The sequence below is a fragment of the Reichenbachiella sp. MSK19-1 genome (genome assembly GCF_003590315.1).
Lineage (GTDB): Bacteria > Bacteroidota > Bacteroidia > Cytophagales > Cyclobacteriaceae > Reichenbachiella > Reichenbachiella agariperforans.
This window is the reverse complement of sequence record NZ_MIER01000002.1, coordinates 1,744,609-1,765,169: the sequence shown is the minus strand read 5'-3', so window position 1 is coordinate 1,765,169 and position 20,561 is coordinate 1,744,609. Positions and strand designations below refer to the sequence as shown.

Annotated in this window: 14 protein-coding genes; 9 read left to right on the top strand and 5 right to left on the bottom strand. The window is 41.7% G+C overall.

The window, feature by feature from the left end:
* Positions 1-62: 62 nt before the first annotated feature.
* The gene (locus tag BGP76_RS07185; RefSeq protein WP_119844120.1) at positions 63-4,412 is read right to left on the bottom strand and encodes a PAS domain S-box protein; all 4,350 of its coding nucleotides are present in this window, start codon (positions 4,410-4,412) and stop codon (positions 63-65) included.
* A 360-nt stretch (positions 4,413-4,772) separates the two neighbouring features.
* Here BGP76_RS07185 and BGP76_RS07180 point away from each other — a divergent pair, with 360 nt between their 5' ends.
* Complete coding sequence (locus BGP76_RS07180; RefSeq protein WP_073123312.1) at positions 4,773-4,967, top strand: cold-shock protein; 195 nt, start codon at positions 4,773-4,775, stop codon at positions 4,965-4,967.
* A gap of 299 nt (positions 4,968-5,266) precedes the next feature.
* On the opposite strand, the gene BGP76_RS07175 is transcribed toward BGP76_RS07180, so the two are convergent.
* The 3 genes from BGP76_RS07175 to BGP76_RS07165 form a co-directional block, all read right to left on the bottom strand.
* Entirely contained in the window at positions 5,267-8,233 is a 2,967-nt protein-coding gene (locus BGP76_RS07175) for a T9SS-dependent choice-of-anchor J family protein (RefSeq protein ID WP_147407401.1), read from the bottom strand.
* Positions 8,234-8,331: 98 nt separating this feature from the next.
* Positions 8,332-8,595 carry a NifU family protein gene (locus BGP76_RS07170; RefSeq protein WP_073123308.1) on the bottom strand — a complete coding sequence of 88 codons (264 nt, stop codon included), beginning with the start codon at positions 8,593-8,595 and terminating at the stop codon, positions 8,332-8,334.
* Between the two features lie 22 nt (positions 8,596-8,617).
* Positions 8,618-9,706: an Mrp/NBP35 family ATP-binding protein gene (locus tag BGP76_RS07165; RefSeq protein ID WP_119844118.1), complete on the bottom strand. Its 1,089-nt coding sequence runs from the start codon at positions 9,704-9,706 to the stop codon at positions 8,618-8,620.
* A gap of 126 nt (positions 9,707-9,832) precedes the next feature.
* Between BGP76_RS07165 and dnaG the strand changes: the two genes are divergently transcribed.
* The 6 genes from dnaG to BGP76_RS07135 all read left to right on the top strand — a co-directional run bounded on the left by dnaG (position 9,833) and on the right by BGP76_RS07135 (position 16,482).
* The gene (gene dnaG, locus BGP76_RS07160; protein WP_119844117.1) at positions 9,833-11,839 is read left to right on the top strand and encodes a DNA primase; all 2,007 of its coding nucleotides are present in this window, start codon (positions 9,833-9,835) and stop codon (positions 11,837-11,839) included.
* Positions 11,840-11,841: 2 nt separating this feature from the next.
* The gene (locus BGP76_RS07155) at positions 11,842-13,044 is read left to right on the top strand and encodes a bifunctional 3,4-dihydroxy-2-butanone-4-phosphate synthase/GTP cyclohydrolase II (protein ID WP_119844116.1); all 1,203 of its coding nucleotides are present in this window, start codon (positions 11,842-11,844) and stop codon (positions 13,042-13,044) included.
* Positions 13,041-13,652 (top strand): hypothetical protein, encoded by a 612-nt coding sequence (locus BGP76_RS07150; protein ID WP_073123300.1) that lies wholly within the window; start codon positions 13,041-13,043, stop codon positions 13,650-13,652. The genes BGP76_RS07155 and BGP76_RS07150 overlap by 4 nt, the downstream gene beginning before the upstream one ends.
* Before the next feature lie 110 nt (positions 13,653-13,762).
* On the top strand, positions 13,763-14,368 hold the full coding sequence (locus BGP76_RS07145; protein ID WP_073123298.1) for an RNA polymerase sigma factor: 606 nt from the start codon (positions 13,763-13,765) through the stop codon (positions 14,366-14,368).
* Positions 14,358-15,176 (top strand): hypothetical protein, encoded by an 819-nt coding sequence (locus BGP76_RS07140; RefSeq protein ID WP_119844115.1) that lies wholly within the window; start codon positions 14,358-14,360, stop codon positions 15,174-15,176. Before BGP76_RS07145 ends, BGP76_RS07140 begins: the two co-directional genes overlap by 11 nt.
* 1 nt (position 15,177) lies before the next feature.
* Positions 15,178-16,482 (top strand): hypothetical protein, encoded by a 1,305-nt coding sequence (locus BGP76_RS07135; RefSeq protein WP_073123294.1) that lies wholly within the window; start codon positions 15,178-15,180, stop codon positions 16,480-16,482.
* A 138-nt stretch (positions 16,483-16,620) separates the two neighbouring features.
* Here the strand turns inward: BGP76_RS07135 and BGP76_RS07130 are convergent, their stop codons facing one another.
* Complete coding sequence (locus tag BGP76_RS07130) at positions 16,621-17,931, bottom strand: ammonium transporter (protein WP_073123292.1); 1,311 nt, start codon at positions 17,929-17,931, stop codon at positions 16,621-16,623.
* 221 nt (positions 17,932-18,152) lie between these two features.
* Here BGP76_RS07130 and BGP76_RS07125 point away from each other — a divergent pair, with 221 nt between their 5' ends.
* Both BGP76_RS07125 and BGP76_RS07120 read left to right on the top strand, forming a co-directional pair.
* Positions 18,153-19,880 (top strand): sensor histidine kinase, encoded by a 1,728-nt coding sequence (locus BGP76_RS07125; RefSeq protein ID WP_084190562.1) that lies wholly within the window; start codon positions 18,153-18,155, stop codon positions 19,878-19,880.
* Complete coding sequence (locus BGP76_RS07120) at positions 19,870-20,499, top strand: response regulator transcription factor (RefSeq protein ID WP_073123288.1); 630 nt, start codon at positions 19,870-19,872, stop codon at positions 20,497-20,499. The genes BGP76_RS07125 and BGP76_RS07120 overlap by 11 nt, the downstream gene beginning before the upstream one ends.
* The last annotated feature ends 62 nt before the right edge of the window (positions 20,500-20,561 follow it).

Genomic DNA, 20,561 nt, shown 5'->3' with positions numbered 1-20,561 from the left:
GCACTTGCAATACTTTAGGCTTCTATAACTAACCAAAAGAAGCACAATTTATAAACAATCTATCAGTTTTGAAGGATATTTTTGTAATTTTCCTTGAACTCAAAATATGATTCTAAAATGGAATTTAGTTGTGTTTTTAGGTCTTTGGTATCTCCAGTTTTGAGTTGTCTTTCTAGTGTAATCACTTTACTTTCTAGTATCTCTATACCGAGGGTTCCTGCACTTCCTTTGAGTGTGTGAAGCTCTTTTCGAATCTCTTCTATTTCGTTTTGTGTGTAGAATGTGAAGCAGTTGTCTATTAGTTCTTTAGCCTCTAGCTCAAAGTCAGACAGTACTGATTCTAACAATTCCTTACCTCCATATTTAGACAGTTGATTGAGCGTGTTTTGATTGATCACCAAACCCAATTTTTCATCATTGAGAGCTTGTTTGATTTCTTTAGGTTCGAAGTGTACATGATCTTTGACTTTGTTGATGACGACCTGTGCTTTGATGGGTTTGGCAACATAGTCGTCAAGGCCTGCCTCTAGGAATTTTCGTTCGTCATCCTCCATAGAGTAGGCGGTCATTGCGACTATAGGAGGGAGTTTAGGGATATTCATCGATTTTAGTTTGACTGTTGTCTGGACTCCATCCATCTCTGGCATTTGTATATCCATGAATATAAGATCAAACCCCATCGTGCTGGCTTTGTCGATGGCTATCTGCCCGCTCTCGGCGGTCTCTACAATACAGCCTGCTTTGATTAGTATTTGACTGGCGACTGTGCGATTTACTTTGTTGTCATCTACGACGAGGATTTTAGGAGCGCGCTGCGCAAATTCTTCGGGGACGTTGATACTTGACTCTGGCTCTGATTCTTTGGTTTCAACCTCCGTATCTTCTATGATGCCTGCTTCAAAAGTGAACCAGAAGGTGCTTCCGAGTCCAGGGGTAGAGGCTACTCCGATTCTGCCTCCCATAGACTTGACGAGTTCTTTGGAGATGGCGAGACCCAGGCCAGTACCTCCATAAGATTTGGTGCTGGTATTGTCGAGTTGGTTAAAATTGATGAAAAGCTTATCCAGTTCGCTTTTTTGTATTCCTATGCCTTCGTCTTTGACTTGGACTTTGAATTGATGCTTGTTGTTCTCAGTCTGTTTGAGGACTAGACTTATGTTGATCGTGCCTTTTGCTTCGGAGAACTTGATGGCGTTGCTTGTGAGGTTGGATAGGATTTGAAATAATCTGGTCTCATCAACCATGATACGCTCTGGTGTATTTTGGTCTAAGTGGTAGTATATGCAGGAGTTGTTGAGTTGAGCCTGCTGAGAAAATAGGTCATAGAGTTTTTCGAAAGTATTGATGAGACGAACTGGTTTTTCTCTCAGTTGCATTTTTCCTGCTTCGATTTTGGAGAGATCCAAAATGTCATTGAGAATCACCATGAGCGTTTCAGAGGATTTTTTGATCGTCTTCACGTAATCAAACTGCTCCTGATCTAGTTCTGTACTGCCCAAGAGGTCTATCATTCCAATGATGCCATTCATCGGCGTGCGTATCTCATGACTCATGTTGGCTAGAAATCGTTCCTTGATCGCTAATGAGTTTTCTGCAAACTCCTTGGCCTCTAGTAGTTCAATATTGGTTCGTTTGAGAACAGATATATCCCTCGCTACACCTTCAAATCCAATGGTACGGCCATCTCTATGCAGCAAGCGAATGTTACATATGAAATCCATTTGTTCACCAACTGGGCGTTTGAGTCTAGCTTCTAGGTTTTGGAGTGTGTCTTTGGTGACTAGTTCGCTGATGATTTGTTCTGGAGGAATGTCTGAGACAAAAAAGCTCATGATATTGCGACCGATAACCTCATCATCTGTCAATTGAAGCGTACTTACAGATGGACTAATCATGTTGATTCGTCCCGTCATATCGCAGCGTATATAGATATCTTGTATAGATTCGAAGATTTCTCTAAACTTCGATTCGCTCTCGGATAGAGCAATCTCTGCGTTTTTCTTTTCGGTGATGTCATTGGAGATGACCGACACCTCTTCTATGTGTCCGTCTGTTTTGACGATAGGGTTAATAAATACTTCAGTCCAGTTAACCTCTTGATTTTTGGTGGTTTCCTTGTTTTGAAAGTTGATAGGATCTCCCTTAAAAGCTTCTTGGTAGTATTGTTCCCATCTGGATTGGACTTCTTTATCTTCTGGATTGATGAGTTGCCCTAGTTTTATATTTACCCCAAAATTATGAGAGAGGTTATTGGCGAAATTGTCATTGTATGAAGTCAGTTGATAGTCTTTGTTGACCGACCAAATTTGATGACTACTACTCTGGAAAATAGCTCGTAACCGTGCATCTTGATCGGTGATTTTGTCTTCGTTTTGCTTTCGTTCGATGGCCAATGATATTTGGCTGGATACAAAAAAAAGAAGCTCTAAATCTTTGTAACTATAGTCGGATCTGTCCTCGAAGGAATGGATGGTCAACAATCCTATATTTTTGCTACCTACCGTGATCGGTACACCCAGCCATACCTGTGGGATATAGCCACCAAAATCTTCTTCTACACTTTGTAAATAGGCCTCTATCTCTTCACGATAGAGCATCTTGGCCTGTGTGCTTTTCATGATGTAGTCACTTAGCAGCTCATTGATCTTCTTCTGCTTCTCGATATCGTTTTTATCGGTTAGTGCAGTCTTAAAGTAGGGGATACTTTTCTCTTTGTCATCCGACGAAATCAATATAGAGATGTTTCGGATGATGAGGATGTTATTTAGTTCATTGAATAGGTTCTCATATAGCTCGTTGAGCTGCATGCCTTCTACATTGTAGCTGGCTATTTTAAAGTAAAGGGATTGCGCTTTTTCGGTACGGATTCTTTCGGTAATGTCATAGAATATTCCTCTAAATTGGGCTCTGCCGTTTGCGTCAAACGAACAATTGACTCTACCTGATACAAATATTTTTTTGCCTTGATCGGATAGGAACACGCTCTCGAATCTATCCAATTGATCTCCTTTGATAACCTTGTCAAGGTTTTCAACGGTTTTGTTCCATTCATCTGGACTTACAATATCTTTGAATTTGAGTTGGTCGATGAGCTGATGATAACCCAGTTTTTCTGACCAAGCCTGATTCACGAACTGGAAGCTGCCATCTTGATCAAAGATCTGTATTAGATCGTAGGAGTTGTCAAATAGTTCTTTGAGTTGATCGTTGGTGCGTTCGAGCTGACGTTTGACGAGCTGTCTTTCTGTAATGTTCTCGCCGATGAGGTTAATCCCTGAGACCTCATTGAGGGCATCTTTTAGGAAGATGACGTTGAACCTAACCTGAATTTCTTGCTCATCTTGGGAGAAAAATTTACCCTGAAGTTGATTGGTGAATTTGCCTTTGACTGCTAGCTGGGCGTATTTTTTTTGGTTGATTTGGGTCGTCCCATCGGGTATGAACGCATCGAACAGGTTCATCCCTACGAGATCCTTGAGCTCACGCTTGAGATACTTGAGTAACTTGCTGTTGCAGAAGCGAATCGTACCTTCTGTATCAGTAGTCAATGCGACGACTTCTGAGGTGTCGAGAGACTCTTGTAGTGTGATCTCTGCGGATGCGATGGCTTGATCCTTGGTAGTCTCCAGCTCTAAGTTTTTTCTCTCCGTAGTGTCAACTGCGGCAAACACATAGCCGAGATACTTGTTATTCTTGGAATATCGAGGGATGCCAGAGTCCAACAACCAGTGATAGTTGTCATCTGTGTCTTTGATTCGAAACGAGAATTCGAATTTCTTCTTTTTGCTAATCGCAAAATCTAATGCACTCGTGTACTGTGCTTGGTCATCTGGGTGTATCAGCTCACTCCAGTTGGTATGTTTCTCGCCGTGCCTATCACCTAGTAGTTTTTGCCAGCCTTTGTTGAAGTAAGTGACTTTGTTAGACTCATCGGTGATACGGATGAAAACTGGCGCATTGTCTGATAGGGAGTTGGCATTGCTGGCGGTATTAGCAGTTTCTTCTACTAGGTCTAGATGGGCGAGAAAACGCTCGTCCTTGATTTTGCTAAGTGTACAGATAACGGGAAAGGAGTTTCCATTTTTGTCAATGAATTCAAACTCAAAAGGTTCACTTTTTCCATAGCTTGCTTTTTTGAGCTGATAGAGCCAGTTCTTCTTGCTTTCTTCTCCATCTACCTGATAGATCGGGAGTATTTCTTCTACTGATTTGTCCTCAAAGTCATTGGCAAAGACGAATTTCTCTTCAGCTTTTGGGCTGAACTCGATCACCTGATCCGCCTCGAAAATGAAAAAGAAACTCGCAGAGGATTCTAACAAGAGGTCATACTTGTTGTGCAGCTCCTTTAATTCGTTTCTGAGCTTTTTGATTTCATTGACAAGTTCGGATCTCTCTTGGTTTAGGATCGCCATTCTATCTAGCAGTATTAAGCGTAAGTCTAAAACTAATAAGAAATATTAATACTAAAACACTATCGCCTGAAAGTACCATTAATCAATCGAGTAGATATTTCTTCTAATAGACATGAGTGCTATAATATCTATATATGAATTGTCAAATAAAAGGTTTAGCTTTGCAATACTCAATAATATTTGAGTCAATAATTAAGTAAATACGCTGTTCCAAACAGTAAGTAGTATCGGTAAGAAGTAATTTCCATTAAGAATTTTCTCCTAAGAGGTATCCACTCAAGTTGGTTTGACACAAGATGTCAGATTCAAACGTCTTTCCTTCATTATTGAAGAAAATAATAACAATACAAGTAGATTAAAATGCAAGAAGGAACGGTAAAGTTTTTCAACAGCGAAAAAGGATTTGGATTTATTACGCCAGACAACTCTAAAAAGGATGTTTTTGTACACATGAGTGGATTGATCCACGAGATCATGGAGAATGATAAAGTGTCATTCGAAGTAGAAGAAGGAAAAAGAGGCTTGAACGCTGTAAACGTAGAGCGCATAGACTAAGTGTCGTGTGATTGATTTGGTACTAGTCATGTATTAGTGCCATATAAAAAATAAAAAAAGGTGATCTTGCACAGCATGGTCACCTTTTTTTTATCAATGCTAATAGGGTACAGATTACAGATCGGTCGGTATTTCTGGGGGTAAAAATCAATATCCGACATTGAGCATTCGAGATTCATAATTCCAATCATTTAAATATTACCTCAAAGATTTATAATAGATAATAACGAATTTCGAACAATGACTATTGAATGACGAAGTGATCTACCACCTCTCCCTCAGAAATACGGAGTGATCCCTTATTGCCTGCTAATCATCACTCGACTAGAGATGTGATCATTTTCTCCTAGGACTTGGAGGATGTAGATACCAGATCGAAGTTGAAGATTATCGATGAGGTAGACTTGATTGAGCGTGTTTTCTATACGCTGTTCTAGTAAAACTTCTCCATTCAGGCTGAGTAGTCTCAGCGTTGCATCTTGCTTGGTGTTGAAGTTTAGTTTGACGTTGAAATAATCGTATGCTGGGTTGGGGTAGATTCTTATTTTCTCAGTTAGGTCTAAGGTGTCTGGCTCTGCCACATCATAGAACTCAATGTTGTCTACGAATAGGTTGTTTCCGTTTTGATTGGTGAAGGCAAAAGCCAAACGAATATCATTTTGGCCTGTATAGTCGCTGAGGTCTATTGTCATAGTTTTCCAGTCTGTTTCTTCTGAGGGATACCACTCAGAATTGGTTTCTGTAACGGCTAGGCCAAGTCCATTTTGATCATATAACACTTGGTCAAAGTTGCGACCGCAATCTGTCGATAACAGTACCTGTAGTCGGTCGTTTTTGCCACTACGATAGGCATAAGAGTAGTCAAAACGAATTGCTGCTTGCTCAAATTCTGATAAATCTAACAGTGGACTTACAAACATGTTTTGAAGTCCCGTATTGATATTGCTATAGGCGTTGTAGAAGAGGCTGCGGTTAGTGAAGTCTCGGTCATCTATATAGATCTCCCAAAACTGCAAATCATTGCCACTGTAGTATTGCCAGTTTTCGTAAGGATCAGTGGTGAGAAAGTCTATTTTAAGAGGGATGTATTCTTGCGAATCATCGACTATAAACTGGCTGATCCAGTTGTTGTTGTCTGGATTTTCGTCGGTTTCATTATTGGGGTTGGATACCTCAAAGGAAATTTGGTTTTCTCCAATAGGAAGGTCGGTAAAGGCCATGTCAACGGTGGTGAATTCGCCTGGATTCAAACTGATTCCGTTGACGGACTGACTTTGCTTCTCTTCATTTACGGTGGCAGTTAGATCAAAGGATGTCATGGGTAGGAAGCCGTTGTTTCTTATGGTGACATCTGCGCGAAAACTATTGATACAGCTCACGATAGGAATATTCGTGAGCGCATAGATGCTGGCATCATAGTTATGAGTGCTAGAACTTACGATCTGGATGTCGTCTAGGTAGAGGTTGTTTCCATTGCCATTGTAGCCTATGAAGGCAATCATAATTTCGTCTTCAGTATTGTACTCACTGAGATTAAGATCTACGCTCGTCCAGTCTCCAGGTCCTGTGGGTACGAATGGTGCGGATTGGTAGGCTGTAGTTCCCAAATTAGGAGCCCAGGATAGCATTAGGCTATTGTCTAATGGAAAGGTCTCTCCACAATCGGTAGATATTCGTATTTCTAAACCTTCGGCAATGATGCCTGCTGTTGGGGCGTAGGCGTAGTTGAATCGAAGATTGGCTGCTGCAATCCCTACCATGCTGATCAATGGGCTGAGCAGATAATCGATCGATCCAAAAGTATCGTTGGAACTTTCTCCATAGCGCAGAGCGATGGCTTCATTGTCTACTGTGAGGTTCGGTGCGGTTTCGAAACTCCATAATGAACCGTCGGGGATGTGCCACGATGAGGTGAAGCGGGTGGTGCTTTGTGTGAAGTTCTCATAGACTGGCATGACCTCATGTGATGGCAGATAGGTTTGTATGGTTTTGCTATCATTGCTAGGATTGGCATCTGCTGTGTTGTTGACCTGATCGATAAGGAACGTGAATTGTGTGTTTTTTTCTGTTAAGAATAAACTATTAAAGGTGATGTCTGCTGTGGCTAGGGGGGGCAATGTATTGGAATACTGAATTTGTTCCACGACGACTTGATCTATCAATAGAGAGATGCTAAACGAAGAGATATCATTGTTGCCATAGTTTCTAACGGTGATGGATGGATTCAGCATCTCATCACAACTACCAGTTCCTGGCGAGATGATTCGGTATATGCCGAGATCATTGGCGACTTGTATGGCTTCTAGGAGTGCTGGACTAGTTAGTAGGCTTTTTCTGCGAGGGCTGTTCTCTATGACCGTACGCATACGCTCTTTTTGATCCACCGTGAATATATTCATGCACTTGTCTGCGGTGTAGTCCATGTAGTTTTGTGCCATGTCTTGTGTGCCGCAGGAGAAAGCGTCCGCTACGTCTGTACAGCTAAGGTTGCTATTGGTGCTGCTGCTCTGTGGGGGGGTGTCGTCGCAGTAGTCGTCTACAGTGCAGCTAGAATTATCTCCCCAGATATGTCGAAGACCCAGCCAATGACCGAGTTCGTGTGTGACGGTTCTGCCACGAGAGAAATCATCGGCGTTGTAGCCTGTACCGAAGTATTGGTAATCAATAAATGCTCCATCGATCAGCGCGTTGTTATTGCGGTCTATATCTAACCCTGCTAGGTTAGATAGTGGCATGTAGGCATAGCCCAGATAATCTGCACTCAGGTCGCTGACCCAGATATTGCAGTATTGGTTTGCATCCCAATAACTCTCTGCTGCGAGTACGTCTAAGTTGTTGATACTGTATCCGTCTTGACTGCCTTGGACACGATCTATACCTGTGGTAGGTAGGCCCTCGGGGTCTCTTTTGGCGAGTACAAATTCTATTTGTATATCTGCCGCTACAGAGAGAAAGTCTGTTGGAGTGTCTGAAGCGTCTGTGTTAAGCCGTCGTAGATCTTCGTTGAGTGTGGTTATTTGGGAGAGAATTTGTTCATCTGGGATATTAGTCCCCGTGCCGATAGGTTCGCCCTGATGTATGACGTGTATAACAACAGGGATTGTATATACAGTGTTGTTTTGGATGCCAGAAATCCTTGAACGTTTTCTGTTGGCTATTTTTTGCTCAATCCAGTTCTCGAATTGTTCAGTTGATTCGGGGTGCTGGAGTTTGTTGAAGGGGACAGTACCACATCTGTCTTGCGCGAAGACAGATGTTGATAGCATCAATAGTAGAATTAGAATGGATTTTTGCACGGCTATTTATTCCCTTGAAGCTAATCAATGTTTCAAAGATCCCAAAGAGGAAATTTTTGAATCAAGGACTATAGTGCAGCCTGAGCGTTCTTAGCTTTGATAGCAGTCACCTCGGGAGCCATACGTTTGATGGCTTCTTCGATACCTGCTTTCATGGTCATAGGAGACATAGGGCATGATTCACATGCACCCAATAGCTCCACGTGTACGACGAAATCATCATCTACATCTAGTACTCTGACATCACCACCATCAGCCTCCAGATAGGGTCTGATATTGGCAATGGCCTGATTGATACGTACTAATAGCTCTTCTTTTTTATTGCTGTCCATAATTGATTTTGTGTTACCAAAGTTAACTCATTTGTACGACGTTTGTTTTGTCTTGTGTGGCATTTCTGATAGCGATCTGTCTGGCTACCGACTGTGATAGCTCCATAAAGGCATCTTCTGTGATGCCATCTTTCATCACCGCAGGGAAACCACTGTCTCCACTTTCTCTGATAGACTGTACGATAGGGATCTGTCCGAGGAAGGGTACTTCTTCTTTTTCCGCGAGCGTTCTTCCACCATTTTCTCCAAAGAGATAGTACTTGTTGTCAGGCAGTTCTTCTGGTGTGAAGTAGGCCATGTTTTCGATGACGCCTAGTACAGGTACATTGATTTGTGGTAGTTTGAACATCGATAGTCCTTTTTTAGCATCCGCTATGGCTACTTTCTGAGGAGTCGTTACGATGAGAGCACCTGTCACGGGTACCGATTGTACAAGCGTTAGGTGAATGTCACTTGTCCCTGGAGGGAGATCAATCAATAGGTAATCTAGATCTCCCCATTTTACATCTGAGATGAATTGCTTCAATGCTGAACTGGCCATAGGGCCTCTCCATACAATGGCGTTATCTTTAGGCGTTAAGAAACCGATCGATACAAGTTTTACTCCATATTGGGTGATCGGGATGATCAAATTTCTATCTCCTTCTTTGACCATCTCTGGTTGCTCATATTCGCAGTTGAACATGGTAGGGATGGATGGACCAAATATATCCGCATCGATAATACCTACTTCTGCACCACTTTTTGCCAGTGCTACGGCTAAGTTGGCAGTCACCGTAGATTTACCTACTCCACCTTTACCAGACGATACTGCTATGATGTTCTTGACATTAGGAAGGGTGAAAGATTGTCCTCTGGTAGAAGTTACCTGAGCACTTATCTCAATTTTGATCTCTAAACCGTTTGCTATTGGCTCTAGTGCGGCTAGGCAGTCATTTTTGATCTTTTCTTTGAGGGGACATGCTGGCGTGGTTAACTCTACGGTGAAGCTGATGGTTGTATCACTGATCTCAATGTCTTTGATCATGTTGAGCGTGACCAAATCTTGTTTGAGATCTGGGTCTTGAACCGTGCCAAGTGCTTTGAGTACGTCTTTATCTGTTACTTTCAAATCTTAAAAATGTCTATTATTTCAATTTTGGTGCAAGTTAAACGATATACCGTTTTTGTATCATAGAATGAGTTAATTTCGTGCTAGATTTGTATTTCTAAAGACCCCAAAAACTATTTTATATCCGTGATCAGTAATCATACCATAGAGGAAATTAAAAACCGTATGGATATCTATGAAGTGATCAGTGAGTTTGTAGATCTCAAAAAGTCCGGGTCTAGTTATAAGGCTCTCAGCCCTTTTACTGACGAAAAGACACCTTCGTTTATGGTGTCGCCATCTAAGAATATATTCAAATGCTTTAGTACTGGAAAGGGAGGTGATCCGATTACTTTCTTGATGGAACTGGACGGCCTTAGCTATATGGAAGCGCTAAGGTTTCTGGCGCAGAAGTATGGAATAGAGCTAGAAGAAGAGGTGCAGACCGAGGAGCAGGTCAATGCCCAAAATGAAAGAGAGAGTCTGTTTATTACGCTCAACTATGCCAAGGATCACTTTGTGTCCAATCTATGGGAGAGTGAAGAGGGGAGAAATATAGGGCTGACGTATTTCAAAGAGCGGAGTTTTAGCGAAGAGACGATCAAGACTTTCGAACTGGGCTATGCGCTAGATCAGTGGCAAGGCCTCATGGATGCTTCTGCCAAAAAAGGGTATAACGAGACTTATTTAGCGCGTGCTGGACTGAAGATCGTCAAAGAAGATAAGGCTTACGATCGATTCAGAGGAAGAGTGACTTTTCCGATTCATAATGTATCAGGAAAGGTCATTGCATTCGGAGCGCGTACGCTCAAAAGCAACGAAAAAGGCCCTAAGTATCTAAACAGTCCTGAAACAGAACTCTATACCAAGAGTAAAATACTCTATGGGATATTTCAGGCGAAGAACGAAATAAGAAACCAAGCCAACTGCTACCTGGTAGAAGGCTATACAGATGTGATATCGCTCTATCAGGGTGGTATCAAGAATGTAGTGGCATCCTCGGGGACTTCTCTGACCGAGGATCAGATCAAACTAATCAAGCGATACACAGAGAATGTGACTGTGCTCTTCGACGGGGATAAAGCGGGTATCAAAGCGTCTATGCGTGGGATAGACATGATGCTCTCAGGTGGACTCAATGTCAAAGCGGTGCGTTTTCCCGAGGGTGAGGATCCAGATAGTTATTCGAAGCAACTAGGAGGAACCGCTTTTAAGGCATACCTCGATGAAAATAGTCTGGATTTTATATCCTTCAAGACAGAGCTGTATATCACGGGGACTAATGATCCGATCAAGCGAGCAGAGGCTATTCGGGAGATTGTACATAGTATCTCGCTGATTCCCGACCCGATCAAAAGAACGGTGTATGTCCAGCAATGTAGCAATAAACTAGGAATAGAAGAGGGGACTTTGATTTCTGAGCTCAACAAACTGTTAATCAAGGAAAGTCAAAAAAACAGTTACTCTTCTAATTCAGGTAGGTCACAGGGAAGTAATCCTGCACCGAGTGGAGGGTTCTTTCCACCAGATTTTCAAGGAGGGATGCCACCTTTTGGGATGGAGCCACCTCCAGATTTATTTGCAGATCCTCAGGACTTATTAGAAGAAAAAGTCAGCCCAAACGAAGTTATTCGTAACCAAGAGCGGGAGAGTATCCGTATGTTGATCAACTATGGTGAGGAAATGATTGATGGGTTTGAGGGTACGGAAACACACTTGGCCAATTATATATTGACTGAATGTGAGGATATTGAGTTTACTACATCAATTTATGAGCGAATATTGAATTTATTCAAAGAAAAACTCGTTGATGGACAAGTGCTGAACTTGAAAGATCTGCTGAATCATGATGACGATGAAATAAAAAGAGAAGCAGTGAACTTGTCTACAGAGCGATATGAGTTGAGTCACAACTGGTCCGACAAGTTTCAGATATCAGTGGCGCATGAGCGCGACTCATTACGTACCTCTGCCATGGGCAATATCCTGCGGCTGAAGTTTAGGATTATACAAAAAATGATAGCTGAAAACATGGAAAAAATGAAGACAGCTACCGATGACAATGAAATAGATGGGTTTCTATCCATTCAGAAAGATTTAAAGGAGATGGAAATGGCCATCGCCAAAGAGTTAGGAAACGTTACCGTAAAATAGAAATGTTAGATAAAGTATCAGACGCTATAGCAGCGATCAAAAGGGGAGAAATTATCATCGTAGTAGATGATGAAGATAGAGAAAACGAAGGTGATTTTGTTTGTGCTGCGGAAAGTGTCACACCAGAAATTATCAATTTCATGGCGACTCATGGTCGTGGTTTGATCTGTGCCCCCTTGGTGGAAGAGAAATGCGACGAGTTAGAGTTAGAGCTGATGGTGGGTAAAAACACAGCTGCTTATGAGACACCCTTTACGGTATCGATCGATTTGATCGGGCATGGATGCACCACAGGTATATCTGCCAGCGATCGTGCTAAGACGATCAAAGCATTGGTAGATCCTACGATCAAACCAGAAGAATTAGGAAAGCCGGGTCACATTTTCCCTCTCAGAGCTAAAAAAGGTGGCGTACTGAGAAGAGCTGGACATACCGAGGCAGCCATAGATTTGGCACGTTTAGCGGGAATGCAGCCTGCAGGTGTATTGGTAGAGATCATGAACGAGGACGGGACGATGGCTCGTCTTCCAGATTTAAGGAAAGTAGCAGAGAAATTCAATCTACTACTCATCTCTATCAAAGATCTGATCAGCTACCGAATGGAAAAAGAGTCTCTGATCGAAAAGCAGATCACCGTGGATATGCCCACCGAATGGGGAGATTTTAAATTGACCTCATACAAGCAGCTCAGTACAGGAGAGACGCATTTAGCTTTGGTCAAAGGGGAGTGGAAACCAGATGAGCCAGTAATGGTGCGGGTACACTCCTCATGTGTGACAGGTGATATATTTGGCTCGTGCCGATGTGACTGTGGGACACAGCTACACAAAGCCATGGAAATGGTGCAGACCGAAGGGACTGGAGTAGTACTGTACATGAATCAAGAAGGTCGTGGCATTGGCTTACTCAACAAGCTCAAAGCTTACAAGCTCCAAGAAGATGGACTAGACACAGTAGAGGCCAATGAAAAACTAGGATTTCAAGGAGACCATAGAGACTATGGTGTTGGCGCGCAGATTCTTCATGATCTAGGGGTGAGCAAAATTAATTTGATTACCAATAATCCAACCAAGAGAGTGGGGTTGATGGGGTATGGATTGGAAATAGTAAACAATATTCCGATAGAGGTAATCCCTAATAAACACAATCAAAAATACCTGGAGACCAAGAGAGATAAAATGGGACATAGTATTTTGAAGAAATGATAAAAAGATTGGCTTTCATATTATTGATGGTAGGTGCGGTGAGCGTTACTTATAGTCAAGAATTTTCATCCCGTGTCTGGCATACTGGATGGATGGTGACTGTTGAGGGAGATACGCTACGTGGAGAACTCAAATATGATATGGAAGCCAACTCTATACAGGTCATGCGAGAGGATAGAATCTATACCTTTAGTAGTAAGAAGATCATGTATGTCGAGTTTTTTGATAGTGTACTGAAGAATTACCGTCAGTTTTATTCTATTCCTTATAATGTATCCTATGATTACCGGGCACCTATTCTGTTTGAGGTGCTATACGAGGGGCCTACTACATTGCTCTCCCGAGAAAAAATCGTGATTGAAATGGATCCCTATAGTCAATCCTACTACTACACCGGGCCAGGATCCAGCCGTGAAAGTGTCTCAAGAACGTATTATTTCGCCTTCAAATCAGGTGAAATCAAAATGTACACAGGCAAAAAGGGAGAGATATTCACCTTGCTACCAGAGCATGGCGATGCACTAAAGTCCTACATCAAAAAGAACCGTCTGGACCTCAATGACGTGCGTGATCTCATCCGTGTGATGGCGTTTTACAATTCTATTTAGAACTTTTTCTTAGTTTTCTTTCGTTAAATTCTGTTTGGGTAGAACTATCCTTCGAGCATTGTCATCCTATAGGTACAAGTTTGAAACTATGATGTATACTAAACAGATTAATGAGTTTGCCTGACCTAGCCAGCCATCATTCGGAACAAATGCTCATGCGCGCTAAATTGGGAGATGAACTCTCCTTCAATGCCCTAGTAGGGGTGTGGTACAAGCGGATTTATAATTTTTCCTATAAGTATTTTGTTGATCATGACATGGCTACTGAGGTCTCTCAGCGAACCTTTATCAAAATGTATGATAAACTGTCTGATTTGGAAGATAATTCGAAGTTTAAATCTTGGCTATACATCATAGCACTGAATGTATGTAGGGAAGAGGGGAGAAAGAAAAGTCGAGTAGCGAAGATGTTTGTCTCCGAAAATGATGAATCTAACAGTCCACAGCAAACCGAGATGGTAGACTCGGTAGCGCACACGTTGGAACAAGCTGAACTGTCACAAATCGTGATTGATTCACTGAATATTCTTTCAGATGAGCAAAAGGAGGTTATCCTCATGAAGGAATACGAGGGACTTAAATTTAGGGAGATAGCAGAAGTACTCAATGTTTCGGAAAATACGGTGAAGTCAAGGCTTTACTATGGACTTGGTAATATGAAAAAAATATTAGTTAAGAATCGCGCATTTAATGAATCATATGGTTATGGAAAATAAAGCGAACGAGGAGAGAATCATAGACTATCTATATGGAGAAATGTCCACAACTGATCTGGCTATGTTCAAAAAGGAACTTGCCGTGAATAGTGAGCTGAAGAGACAACTGGACGATGTGTCCGGAGTGTCGGGACATTTAGATATGGTAAAGGACCGAGAAGTTGTAATTCCACCAGTAATGATTCGTAGGTCGGCTCCTAAAGCAAAGGGAGTGTTCTCGCATGGTGCTTTTCGATGGGGACTTTCTATCGCTGCATCATTGCTTATACTCATGGTAGCAGGCTATCTCATGGATTTCAAAATTATAAAAACAAAGGAAAGCACCATGATAGGGTTCGGGGAAATGAATGTGAAGCCAGAGCTGTCAGAGTTGGAAGTGAAGCAGTGGATTGCTAGAGCTGTAGACCAACAACAGAAAGAAACGTCTGGAGCGATTTTGACGCTACAGACTGATCTAGAAACACGGCTAGGAGAAAGTGAGAAAGTGCAAGAACAGGCCTGGAATAAAGCGTTGAGCAAACAGTATGTCAAGCAGGAAGAGATTATGCAACTCTATGTCGCTCAACTCAATGATAGCAATAAGAAGATGATAGAAGATTTCTTTTTGGTTTCGAATCAGACACAAAAAAAATACATGAATAGAGTTTTGGCTGATTTCAGTGATTTTTATCAGAAGCAGCGAAGCTATGACCTAGAGATGATACAGTCCAACTTAGGTATGCTAGAAAATTCCTACAGTACACGACAGCTAGAACAAGAGAATATGTTGGCTAGCCTGTACAATATTGTTAAAACTCAAAGTAAATAGAATGAAGAAGGTAATGGTAATGCTGCTAATGGTGACGGTCAATCACCTAGTGGCGCAGGATATAGATCCTAAAAAAATGGAGAGAGATCTTAGAATCTCTGAGGATGTAATCGGTTCACTTGTTAAATCAGAATCAGAAGAAGGAGAGTATTTTTCGGTAAAAGTCAGTGCCAACTATGTGCCTAATTTTGGTGTGATGATAAAGATAGATAGACTGGGGCACTTCTCTTCTTCAAACATCCATTCGGATTTTGATTTTCATTGGCAGTTTAATGATGAAGAATGGCAGATGAACCTGGATGAAATGCAAGCAAATGCTGAGAGAATCGCCGCTGAAATGGAGATGGAGGCGCATCATCAGGAAGAGATTGCGATGAGAGAATACGAGAGAACTAGACGAAAGAGTGAGAGGGTACGAGAGAAAGATGAGCGGAAGGAAAGCGATGACATAGAAATAATTATTGAGGATAATAGAGGTGAGAGATATACGGTCATAGAGACACCTGAGAGTCCTGAAGGTGTCGAACATGGTGTAGTAGTGGTTCGAAGAACTAATGAATCAACTGATGGTGGTCAAGAAGAATACCAAAACTTATTCCATGAAGTGATAAGGGTGTATTTGGCTGACTATGCAAATTTGATGAGTCAGTTGCGGCCAGAAGACAAAGTGCTACTCACCACAGAAGTAGGCTTAAATAAATCCAGTGATCCAAGATTTAAGATTAGTGCCTATGTGCTGGTAGATGATATAATGGCTAAGAATAGTGGTAAACTGTCTGTTGAGAAATTTCAAGAGAAGATTGTCTTTTCGGAAACGGAGATTAGCCATAAAAAAATGGCAGACTTGGAGCTTTTAGCAAGTATTTTTCAGCGTCTGTATAAGTCTGATTTGGCCACTACATATTACACTTCAGAAAGAGTGCAGTATGAGATGCTTGATCATTTTGGAGCGGTTTTTAAGATGAAGATGTATTCGTCTGTGCAGTATGGTAAGGATAATTATAAAGTCGTAGCGAATGGCAAGACGGGTTTGACTGAGTCAGAGAGGAATCAAATTGTGAGTGAATTATATCCACAGTTTGAATATGAGTTGATCGAGAACGTATTGGATTACGGGAAAACGGTAAAATCTTTGAGATCGGATGAATATTTAGTGTTTCAAATCAAACTGACCCAGTGTAACGGGTGTGCAATTCCCAAAGACTTAAAAGTGACCGTACAGCAGTCTGTGTTAGATAATTACAATCAAGGTAAGATAAAGCGTGATGAGGCATTGTCAAAAATCAGCATAGATACAGGTCATTGATGCTATGAAAGAACTAGAATAAATAGCTGCGTTTTTCATCTAGGCGTATTGGGAACTTATGAAACCGGATGAAATAGGTGTGTTATTTATATCAAGAAGCCAGGCAAGAATTTATGTCTGGCTTCCTTTATTGTTATTTTACTTCACTGATTCCACATAGTCCTCCGTGTCAAAGCTTTCCTCTCCGTGGTAGCCTAAATCCATTCCTTGGTCTTCTAGAGTGTCTTCTACACGACCACCGCCTGTTAGAAAACCTGTAATCTTAAATAGTATATAGGACCCTAGCCCTGAATACACAACTGTAGCTCCTACAGCTATGAGTTGAGGGATGACTTGTGACGGATTGCCATACAACAGGCCCGCTTCTCCGTTAATTTCTGGATTGGCAAAGAAGCCCGTGGCGATTGCGCCGAATATGCCGACTAGCCCATGTATCCCAAATACATCCAAGGTGTCATCATATCCGAGGAGTACTTTGAGTTTGACTACCCCGAAGTAGCCTATTAGTCCAGCGATAGCACCGATAACTAATGCTCCCGTGACATCTACATAACCAGATGCGGGAGTGATACCTACTAGTCCCGAGACTACTCCTGAGGCTGAACCGAGCAGTGTAGGTCGCTTGTCTGTCGACACCCATTCGACGATTAGCCAGGCCAGACCACCTGCTGCAGCAGCTACGTTGGTCACGAGCAAGGCATTCGCTGCGATGAAATCAGCTGCGAGAGCACTGCCACCATTGAATCCAAACCATCCAAACCATAGGAGTGAGCTGCCGAGTAGCATCAGTTTGGTCGAGGATGGCCGGTGTTCCATTTCCTTATGGCCTTTTCTGTTTCCGATCAAGTACACAAGTACGAGACCTGATATCCCTGCATTGATATGGATGACCGTACCGCCTGCAAAGTCCAGTTCGCCATGGTCACTCAAAATACCACCACCCCATACCATGTGTGCGATAGGTGAATAGATGAACATCACCCAGAGGATGGAGAATATGAACCAAGTAGAGTATTTGACTCGCTCGATGATGGATCCACTGACGAGCGCCACAGCGATCGCAGCAAAGGTGCCCTGAAACATAATGAACAGTAAATGCGGAATAGAGCCTACTAGATCGTCGATTTTGATACCGTGTAGCATGAAATAGTCTAAGCCTCCTATAAAGCCATTGCCTTCACTAAAGGCTAAACTATAGCCTATTACAACCCACACTACGGTCGCGGTGCAAAAGGCTGTGTAACTCATTCCGATGGTGTTGAGTACACTTTTTCGGCGGGTGAGGCCACCATAGAACAAGGTTAGACCAGCTGGAGTCATGAGCATGACGAGGGCAGTTGCGATCAGCATCCATGCCGTATCACCTGTGTCGAAAGCGGAGGCTTCTGCATGGCTCAAAAAAGGCACTGAAAGTGCCAAAAGAAGCAGTACAATTGATTTTTGATTCATTTGTAATAATTGATTTATCCAATGTTTAAGTTTCTGATATTAAATAGTTTGATTTGGAGGGATTCTATTTAAACTCAATTGCAAGAATAATCATTTTATAATTCACGCAGTTAAAAACATGATTTGAAACATGATATTTTATGTTTGTATGCGAATTGGATTTAGAGGATTAATGAAAGAATCAGAAATTCATTAATTGTTTCTTATAAGGTTATTGCAACATGAAAAGTATAAGTATACGGCTTTGGACGACTATTATGATCAACATGCTCATCTTGTTGACAGTCAGTGCTGTATCTATATTTTTTTATATGCAGTTTCAGCAAGCTCTCAATGATAGAGTTTTGCTTCATTTGGCATCTATTAAGAATCTAAAATGTGTACAGATCGAACATTACCTCAATGGGGAGTGGGATCGGTTCGAGGAGGAGATTTCAAATGAGCTTTTGTTGGGGTTAGAGCGCAAGAATCATACCTACACGAGAGATCCCGAGGGCTACCTGTGCGAGGAGTTTAGTTTTGGGCAGCAGGATGTGGTTTCAGGCATTTACGATGTGAGTCGGTGTGATGAAGATGGTGAGATCAAACTGGCGTTTGTCAAAAAGCTAGATGATGGGGGCTATATTTTAGATGCTAGAAAGATCCCTCGCATACAGGAAATTTTGCTCGAAAGAACAGGAATGGGGCAGAGTGGTGAGACTTATCTGGTAGGAGTGGATTCTTCATTGCGTTCGGTTTCACGTTTTTTTCCTGGCGAAAGACCTCCTGATATCCATGCACACACGCAAGGAGTTGTAAGTTCTCTAGCGGGCAAAGACAGTACGGGAGTTTTCAAAGACTATCGTGGTGTGGAAGTATATAGTGCGTATCAAAAGATAGAGGTGTCGAATCTCAATTGGGGTATATTGTCCGAAATCGATCTTCGGGAAGTGAATCAGCCGTTACAGTCCTTACGTATCAAACTGCTTATGATTACCATTTTGGTATCCATCATGTCTATTGCACTTTCATTTTTTCTCACCGATATATTTTCTAAACCATTGATCAAAATGCGAAATCTGCTTAATGGGATGTCTAAAGGTGAGTATGATGTTACCTTCAATAAGTATTATCCAGCATTAGAAATTAATCAGATGTTTATCGCACTAGATGAACTTAAAAACTCGATCAATGGAGCTATACAGTTTTCTCATGAAATAGGAAGAATGAATTTGGGGGCGAATCATAAACTCTCGGGTGAAAGTGATGTGTTAGGAAAATCATTGATCCTGATGCAGAAACGATTGATAGAGTTCAAAAAGATGGAAGAGCAAAACCGTCTACTGTCCAAACAATCATTGATCACGGGGCAAGAAAACGAGCGAAAACGTCTGTCAAGAGAGTTGCATGATGGGTTAGGTCCTATGCTCACTACGCTCAAGATGAGTGTGCAATCTGCTAATCTTGAAGGTGAGGATAAGTATAGGATCAAGAAGATCGTAGATGATACCATCGTTGCGATCAGAGGGATGTCTTATAATCTGATGCCTCATTCACTGATTGATTTCGGGGTGGGCAAGGCTTTAGAGAACTTTGTAGAAATGATGCGTAAGTCTTCTAGTTTGGATATTCAGTATGTCAATACGACAACTCATGATGAGGAAAAGCTTACTCCAGAGTTGAATATCTGTGTTTTTAGAGTTTGTCAAGAGTTGATTAACAATACTTTAAAACATGCGGAAGCCACTCGGGTGAGAATGTCCCTCACTGAATTTGAGGATAAACTTAGTCTTTACTATTTTGACAATGGGAAGGGGTTTGTCGTCGATGAAGCTAAATTGGGGTCGGGTTTACGAAATATTCGTGAGCGCATAGAAGTATTCAAAGGATACTTTACGATTCATTCAGATGCAGAGGGGACCGAAGTAGAAGTAGAATTACCAATAGGAGAGAGAATAGATGAAAATTAAATTGGCTATAGTGGATGACCATCAGCTGTTTCGTGATGGTATGTCGGCGTTGTTGTCCTCCAACGAGGATTTTGAAGTACTGGGAGGGTTGAATAATGGAGTGGAACTGTTCGAGTTCTTAGAGAAGGGAGAGATTCCTCATGTACTGCTACTAGATTTGACGATGCCTGAGATGAATGGTTTCGAGGCACTCAAAAAACTTAAAAAGGAATATCCTCAAATCAAGACCATTGCTATATCCATGCACGACGATGGTAACTATATCGTCAAGTGTGTGCGTAGTGGTGCTTATAGTTATCTACTTAAGAATACGGACGAAGAGGAATTGGTGCAGGCTATTAATACCGTTTTTTCTGGGCAAAAGTATTTTAATCCTACCATATCTGAGCGCATGATCAATATCATGGCTATGGAAGGAAACCAACCGAAAAAACTGTCAGCAAAGGAATCAGAAATATTAGAAATGATTTCCAATGGACTCACGACCAAAGAAATTGCAGAGAAACTCATCATCAGTACACGGACTGTAGAGACGCATAGGGTCAATATGATGAAGAAATTAGATGTAAAAAACACCGCTGAATTGATCAAAAAGGCTACAAAGCTGAGTATTATATAAACATCCGTATAAATACGGATGTTTGGGTTACCGAAATGTTCGTATAAATATTTACCAGATTT

Coding starts and splice junctions, on each gene's coding strand:
- BGP76_RS07135 (WP_073123294.1), top strand. CDS start 15,178: ATGAAGAAGGTAATGGTAATGCTGCTAATGGTGACGGTCAATCACCTA.
- BGP76_RS07130 (WP_073123292.1), bottom strand. CDS start 17,931: ATGAATCAAAAATCAATTGTACTGCTTCTTTTGGCACTTTCAGTGCCT.
- BGP76_RS07180 (WP_073123312.1), top strand. CDS start 4,773: ATGCAAGAAGGAACGGTAAAGTTTTTCAACAGCGAAAAAGGATTTGGA.
- BGP76_RS07150 (WP_073123300.1), top strand. CDS start 13,041: ATGATAAAAAGATTGGCTTTCATATTATTGATGGTAGGTGCGGTGAGC.
- BGP76_RS07120 (WP_073123288.1), top strand. CDS start 19,870: ATGAAAATTAAATTGGCTATAGTGGATGACCATCAGCTGTTTCGTGAT.
- BGP76_RS07155 (WP_119844116.1), top strand. CDS start 11,842: ATGTTAGATAAAGTATCAGACGCTATAGCAGCGATCAAAAGGGGAGAA.
- BGP76_RS07125 (WP_084190562.1), top strand. CDS start 18,153: ATGAAAAGTATAAGTATACGGCTTTGGACGACTATTATGATCAACATG.
- BGP76_RS07145 (WP_073123298.1), top strand. CDS start 13,763: ATGAGTTTGCCTGACCTAGCCAGCCATCATTCGGAACAAATGCTCATG.
- BGP76_RS07140 (WP_119844115.1), top strand. CDS start 14,358: ATGGAAAATAAAGCGAACGAGGAGAGAATCATAGACTATCTATATGGA.
- BGP76_RS07175 (WP_147407401.1), bottom strand. CDS start 8,233: ATGCTATCAACATCTGTCTTCGCGCAAGACAGATGTGGTACTGTCCCC.
- BGP76_RS07170 (WP_073123308.1), bottom strand. CDS start 8,595: ATGGACAGCAATAAAAAAGAAGAGCTATTAGTACGTATCAATCAGGCC.
- BGP76_RS07185 (WP_119844120.1), bottom strand. CDS start 4,412: ATGGCGATCCTAAACCAAGAGAGATCCGAACTTGTCAATGAAATCAAA.